Raw genomic sequence first — 427 nt, forward strand, 5'->3', positions numbered from 1 at the left:
GCCCATCCAATTTTATGATACTGATACTAAATTAGGCATGATCATTACAGATGAGATGATTATTTCATCTCAGATTGCTAATAGTTCAGGTCAAGTCATTGCAACACCAAGTGTCATAAAACTTACTGAAGCAGGCATGATTTTATTAGAAGTACCTGCATCAATTACGCAAAACTGGAAAATGGGTAAAGCTCAGTTAGATATTAAATTAGTCATCGAAAATAGCGTTAGACATTCTCAAACACTGACTTTCAATATTGAGCGGAGTGTCACAGCATGAACATTGCTCTACGTGCTTTTTGGTCAAATAATCCGTTGCCAATTCAAGAAAAGATTAATAAACCTGACGTTATTATTAACCTCAATTTTGGCAATGTTTTAACACTGACCACAGGCGTTAGATCAATCAATAATAAGACTGGCAATG

At 35.1% G+C, this 427-nt stretch carries 1 protein-coding gene; it reads left to right on the plus strand.

What is annotated here, in order from left to right; all coding sequences use genetic code 11:
* On the plus strand, positions 1-280 hold a 280-nt coding region (locus tag AVJ19_RS21300; protein ID WP_111861446.1), incomplete at its 5' end, for a hypothetical protein.
* Between the last annotated feature and the right edge of the window lie 147 nt (positions 281-427).

Origin of the sequence: Acinetobacter sp. CFCC 10889, assembly GCF_003268395.1 — a bacterium.
Lineage (GTDB): Bacteria > Pseudomonadota > Gammaproteobacteria > Pseudomonadales > Moraxellaceae > Acinetobacter.